Source organism: Trichococcus sp. (assembly GCF_049589555.1).
Classification (GTDB): domain Bacteria; phylum Bacillota; class Bacilli; order Lactobacillales; family Aerococcaceae; genus Trichococcus.
The window spans coordinates 1-2794 of record NZ_JBAWAZ010000362.1 but is presented as its reverse complement, the minus strand read 5'-3'; the positions used below and the strand labels follow the sequence as shown (position 1 = coordinate 2794).

At 53.1% G+C, this 2794-nt stretch carries 1 protein-coding gene; it reads right to left on the bottom strand.

Annotated elements, in window-relative coordinates; all coding sequences use genetic code 11:
• Positions 1 to 161: 161 nt before the first annotated feature.
• On the bottom strand, positions 162 to 2615 hold the full coding sequence (uvrA, locus tag WBV27_RS12475; RefSeq protein ID WP_424202451.1) for an excinuclease ABC subunit UvrA: 2454 nt from the start codon (positions 2613 to 2615) through the stop codon (positions 162 to 164).
• Positions 2616 to 2794 lie beyond the last annotated feature (179 nt).

Below are 2794 nucleotides of genomic sequence, written 5' to 3'. Positions count from 1 at the left end.
GTGGAGATAAAAAGATGATAAGAATATACTTGCATGTTTCTTATATCCGCACATACAACACATCATCTTCTGCATGGTTCTGCCTCCCCTTCTATCCTCATCGCTTTCTAATAAGATAGCGATTTTCCCGGCGTCTGTCAATCATTTTCACTTGTTTGGCCTTAAATGAATTTTCCCGTCACCGAATTTTTGTCTTTCCGGATGTCGGATGGGGTTCCTTCCGCAATGATTTCCCCGCCGGCATCCCCGCCCCCAGGACCAAGATCGATGATCCAATCAGCCGCTCCGATGATCTGCTGATTGTGTTCCACAACGATCACCGTGTTGCCGGAATCGACCATCCGATCCAATAATTTCAGGAACTTTTCCACATCAAGCGGATGCAGACCGGTAGTCGGTTCATCGATCAGATAGAGATTCTTTTTCCCACGATTTGCGAAGAGTTCCACTGCCAACTTGAGCCGTTGGGCTTCACCTCCGGACAAAGTCGTTGTTGTCTGGCCGAGCTCGAGGTAGCCGAGACCGACATCCTGCAGGAGATTCAGGATGGCACTGATTTTGGGCGAATCCGAAAACATTTCCGCGCCTTCCTCAACCGACAACCCCAGCACGCCTGTGATCGAATGGCCGCGATAAGCCACGGACAAGACCTCGTCCTTGAAGCGTCTGCCCGAACAGACCGGGCAAGGAACTTCCTGATCTTCAAAAAACAACAGGTTGTTTGTGACGACTCCCAACCCTTCGCAATGATCGCAGCGTCCCCCTTTCACATTGAAGGAAAAGTGATTGGCGGTTATTCCCTTTTCGATGGCAGTCTGCTGTTGGCCGAAGATTTTCCGGATTTCCGTGTAGGCGTCCGAATAGGTCGCGACATTCGAACGTTTCATCCGGGTGAGCGGGGCCTGTTCCACGATCACGATCCGGTCGAACGATCCGCTTCCGCTCACCTGATTCGGTTCCTGCGATTGTTCCGTGTCCCCTTTCGCCAGCACATCGAAGACGAGCGTCGATTTCCCGGACCCCGATACGCCGGTGACACAGATGAGACAGCCTACGGGGAAACGGACTGTCAGATTCCGGAGGTTATGCTTGTCCGCTTGGCTCACCTCGATGAAATCACCGGATCCTTTGCGGAAAAATTTGCGCGCTTCAGGCTTGCTGTTCAGGTAGGCACCGGTGACGGATGTCGCTTGCTCCTTGATTTGCTGCAGCGTTCCCGAGCCGATGACTTCGCCCCCATATTTCCCTGCTCCTGGACCGATATCGATCAGGTAGTCCGCGGCCTCCATGACGGCTGTATCATGTTCGATGACGAGCACCGTATTCCCTTTGTCCCTCAGAGACCGCAGGATAGTCAGAAGCCCTTCGGTATCTTTTGGATGCAGGCTGATTGTCGGTTCATCCAGTATGTAGATGACTCCCGTCAGATCCGAATCAAGGACAGCTGCCAACCGCAGACGTTGCGCTTCACCTCCCGACAGCGTCATCGTCTGCCTGTCGAGCGACAGATAGCCCAATCCCAATTTCAGGATCCGTTTCAGTTTGGTCTTCAAATCCGTCACATAGACGCCCGCCAACAGTTGTTCCGAATGCGTCAGATTTGCATCAAGTTCGCGAATCCAATCCATAAGCTCTTTCAACGATGAAGCGGACAATCCAGGCAAGCGCGTTCCTTTCACAGTCACGCTCCTGCTCAGCTCGTTCAGTCGTTCGCCGTGGCATTCCGGGCAGATAACCGATTCAAAGTAGGCTTCCTGGAATTTGGAAGCCCCTTTTTTGTCCGCCATTCTGCGCCAAAGGTTCGGCAGGACCCCTTCATAGCGGCCTTCGGCAATCGTCCGGGGCGCCTGCACATCCGGGAACAACTGATGCATCTCTTCACTTTCGGCCCCATGCAGCAACAGCACGCGTTGCGCTGGCGTAAAGTCCTTCACCGGCGTGTTTATTTTTAGCGGGATCCCGTAATGCTCACTGGCGGCAACCAGCGACTCCAGCTGGTAATCCCTGTAGCGTTTTTCCCAAAAGACGACCGCACCCTCTTCAAGCGCCAGTTCTTCACGGAGCACCTGCTCTTCAGCAACTGTCATCACCTCTCCCAAACCCTGGCAAGTTGCGCAGGCGCCTTCTTGGGTATTGTAGGAAAAATGGGTGCGGGTCAGCTTCTCCATCCGCTGATCGCAATGCGGGCAATACTGGAACACCTTGAAGTCATCGGCGGTCTTTTCGGTTTCCTCGCGGCAATCAGCCGAACTGAATTCCCTTCCGCAAGCCGGGCAGTCCCTTGTGCTCAGCTTTTCGAACAGCATCCGCAGATCGGTATAGATGTCCGTGACCGTTCCCACAGTCGAACGCGGATTTTTATTGTAGGTTTGCTGCTGGATTTGGATGGCGGGGGACACATTTCGGATCGCATCGATGTTCGGTTTGCGGATCCCTTGGTAGCCGATCGCCTCCAGATATTGGCGCTGGCATTCCTGATAGAGCACATCCATCGCCAGCGTCGTTTTCCCGGAACCGGATACCCCTGTGAGGACGATCCATTTGTTCCGGGGCAAGTCCACCGTGATGTTCTTCAGATTCCCTTCCTTGGCGCCGATGATGCTGATATGGTCCATGCATGCTCCCCGCTTCCTACTTTGATTCTTCTGTCCCAATTATATGCCACTTGCTGCGTTTTTGTCCTGATTATGCGAGATGGATGCCCGGTTTTCTGTTATACTTCAGAAGAGACGACCGCTACAATCAGGCGGCGAACAGAGTCAGGAGCGAACGATATGAAAAAAACAAACCAAAA

Excerpts from the sequence above, each read along its gene's own strand:
- uvrA (WP_424202451.1), bottom strand. The coding sequence starts at position 2,615 with ATGGACCATATCAGCATCATCGGCGCCAAGGAAGGGAATCTGAAGAAC.